This window comes from Streptomyces sp. NPDC001728 (assembly GCF_040297565.1).
Taxonomy (GTDB): Bacteria; Actinomycetota; Actinomycetes; order Streptomycetales; family Streptomycetaceae; genus Streptomyces.
Genome location: NZ_JBEOZK010000047.1, coordinates 1 through 3,046, shown reverse-complemented (window position 1 = coordinate 3,046; position 3,046 = coordinate 1). Strand labels below are relative to the sequence as shown.

1 rRNA gene is annotated in these 3,046 nt (G+C 56.6%); it reads left to right on the top strand.

The features are described 5' to 3' along the window. Window positions 1-196 precede the first annotated feature (196 nt). Window positions 197-3,046, top strand: a 23S ribosomal RNA gene (locus ABT154_RS33825); the annotation flags it as partial.

The following is a 3,046-nucleotide window of genomic DNA, read 5'->3' as shown; positions in this document are numbered from 1 at the left end:
GAACGTGAGTACTGCTTCGGCGTGGAAAACGGGATCGAGGAACGGACTGTGCTTGGCACGTTGTTGGGTATCTGAGGGTACGGCCGTAAGGTTTGTATCTTCGCGATGCCGGCCCCAGTGAACTTGGTTCTTATGGATCAGGGTGATGGGTGGCTGGTCGTTGCTTGAGAACTACACAGTGGACGCGAGCATCTGTGGCCAAGTTTTTAAGGGCGCACGGTGGATGCCTTGGCACCAGGAACCGATGAAGGACGTGGGAGGCCACGATAGTCCCCGGGGAGCCGTCAACCAGGCTTTGATCCGGGGGTTTCCGAATGGGGAAACCCGGCAGTCGTCATGGGCTGTCACCCATGCCTGAACACATAGGGCATGTGGAGGGAACGAGGGGAAGTGAAACATCTCAGTACCCTCAGGAAGAGAAAACAACCGTGATTCCGGGAGTAGTGGCGAGCGAAACCGGATGAGGCCAAACCGTATGCGTGTGATACCCGGCAGGGGTTGCGCATGCGGGGTTGTGGGATCTCTCTTTCACAGTCTGCCGGCTGTGAGACGAGTCAGAAACCGTTGATGTAGGCGAAGGACATGCGAAAGGTCCGGCGTAGAGGGTAAGACCCCCGTAGCTGAAACATTAACGGCTCGTTTGAGAGACACCCAAGTAGCACGGGGCCCGAGAAATCCCGTGTGAATCTGGCGGGACCACCCGCTAAGCCTAAATATTCCCTGGTGACCGATAGCGGATAGTACCGTGAGGGAATGGTGAAAAGTACCGCGGGAGCGGAGTGAAATAGTACCTGAAACCGTGTGCCTACAAGCCGTGGGAGCGTCGCTCATTGAGTTTACTCAATGGGTCGTGACTGCGTGCCTTTTGAAGAATGAGCCTGCGAGTTTGCGGTGCGTTGCGAGGTTAACCCGTGTGGGGAAGCCGTAGCGAAAGCGAGTCCGAACAGGGCGATTCAGTAGCGCGCTCAAGACCCGAAGCGGAGTGATCTAGCCATGGGCAGGTTGAAGCGGAGGTAAGACTTCGTGGAGGACCGAACCCACCAGGGTTGAAAACCTGGGGGATGACCTGTGGTTAGGGGTGAAAGGCCAATCAAACTCCGTGATAGCTGGTTCTCCCCGAAATGCATTTAGGTGCAGCGTCGTGTGTTTCTTGCCGGAGGTAGAGCACTGGATAGGCGATGGGCCCTACCGGGTTACTGACCTTAGCCAAACTCCGAATGCCGGTAAGTGAGAGCACGGCAGTGAGACTGTGGGGGATAAGCTCCATGGTCGAGAGGGAAACAGCCCAGAGCATCGACTAAGGCCCCTAAGCGTACGCTAAGTGGGAAAGGATGTGGAGTCGCAGAGACAACCAGGAGGTTGGCTTAGAAGCAGCCACCCTTGAAAGAGTGCGTAATAGCTCACTGGTCAAGTGATTCCGCGCCGACAATGTAGCGGGGCTCAAGCGTACCGCCGAAGTCGTGTCATTGCAGCATGAGCCCCAACGGGCGCTGTGATGGGTAGGGGAGCGTCGTGTGCCGGGTGAAGCAGCCGCGGAAGCGAGTTGTGGACGGTTCACGAGTGAGAATGCAGGCATGAGTAGCGATACACACGTGAGAAACGTGTGCGCCGATTGACTAAGGGTTCCTGGGTCAAGCTGATCTGCCCAGGGTAAGTCGGGACCTAAGGCGAGGCCGACAGGCGTAGTCGATGGACAACCGGTTGATATTCCGGTACCCGCTTTGAAACGCCCAATATCGAATCCATTAATGCTAAGGCCGTGAAGCCGTTCCGGACCCTTCGGGGAAAGGAAAGTGGTGGAGCCGCTGATCCAAGGTGGTAGTAGGTAAGCGATGGGGTGACGCAGGAAGGTAGTCCAGCCCGGGCGGTGGTAGTCCCGGGGTAAGGGTGTAGGCCGTGTGATAGGCAAATCCGTCACACATTAAGGCTGAGACCTGATGCCGAGCCGATTGTGGTGAAGTGGATGATCCTATGCTGTCGAGAAAAGCCTCTAGCGAGTTTCATGGCGGCCCGTACCCTAAACCGACTCAGGTGGTCAGGTAGAGAATACCGAGGCGTTCGGGTGAACTATGGTTAAGGAACTCGGCAAAATGCCCCCGTAACTTCGGGAGAAGGGGGGCCACGTCTGGTGATGAGTCTTGCACTCTGAGCTGGGGGTGGCCGCAGAGACCAGCGAGAAGCGACTGTTTACTAAAAACACAGGTCCGTGCGAAGCCGTAAGGCGATGTATACGGACTGACGCCTGCCCGGTGCTGGAACGTTAAGGGGACCGGTTAGTCACATTTCGGTGTGGCGAAGCTGAGAACTTAAGCGCCAGTAAACGGCGGTGGTAACTATAACCATCCTAAGGTAGCGAAATTCCTTGTCGGGTAAGTTCCGACCTGCACGAATGGCGTAACGACTTCTCGACTGTCTCAACCATAGGCCCGGTGAAATTGCACTACGAGTAAAGATGCTCGTTTCGCGCAGCAGGACGGAAAGACCCCGGGACCTTTACTACAGTTTGATATTGGTGTTCGGTTCGGCTTGTGTAGGATAGGTGGGAGACTTTGAAGCAGCCACGCCAGTGGTTGTGGAGTCGCCGTTGAAATACCACTCTGGTCGTGCTGGATGTCTAACCTCGGTCCGTGATCCGGATCAGGGACAGTGTCTGATGGGTAGTTTAACTGGGGCGGTTGCCTCCCAAAGGGTAACGGAGGCGCCCAAAGGTTCCCTCAGCCTGGTTGGCAATCAGGTGTTGAGTGTAAGTGCACAAGGGAGCTTGACTGTGAGACCGACGGGTCGAGCAGGGACGAAAGTCGGGACTAGTGATCCGGCGGTGGCTTGTGGAAGCGCCGTCGCTCAACGGATAAAAGGTACCCCGGGGATAACAGGCTGATCTTCCCCAAGAGTCCATATCGACGGGATGGTTTGGCACCTCGATGTCGGCTCGTCGCATCCTGGGGCTGGAGTCGGTCCCAAGGGTTGGGCTGTTCGCCCATTAAAGCGGTACGCGAGCTGGGTTTAGAACGTCGTGAGACAGTTCGGTCCCTATCCGCTGCGCGCG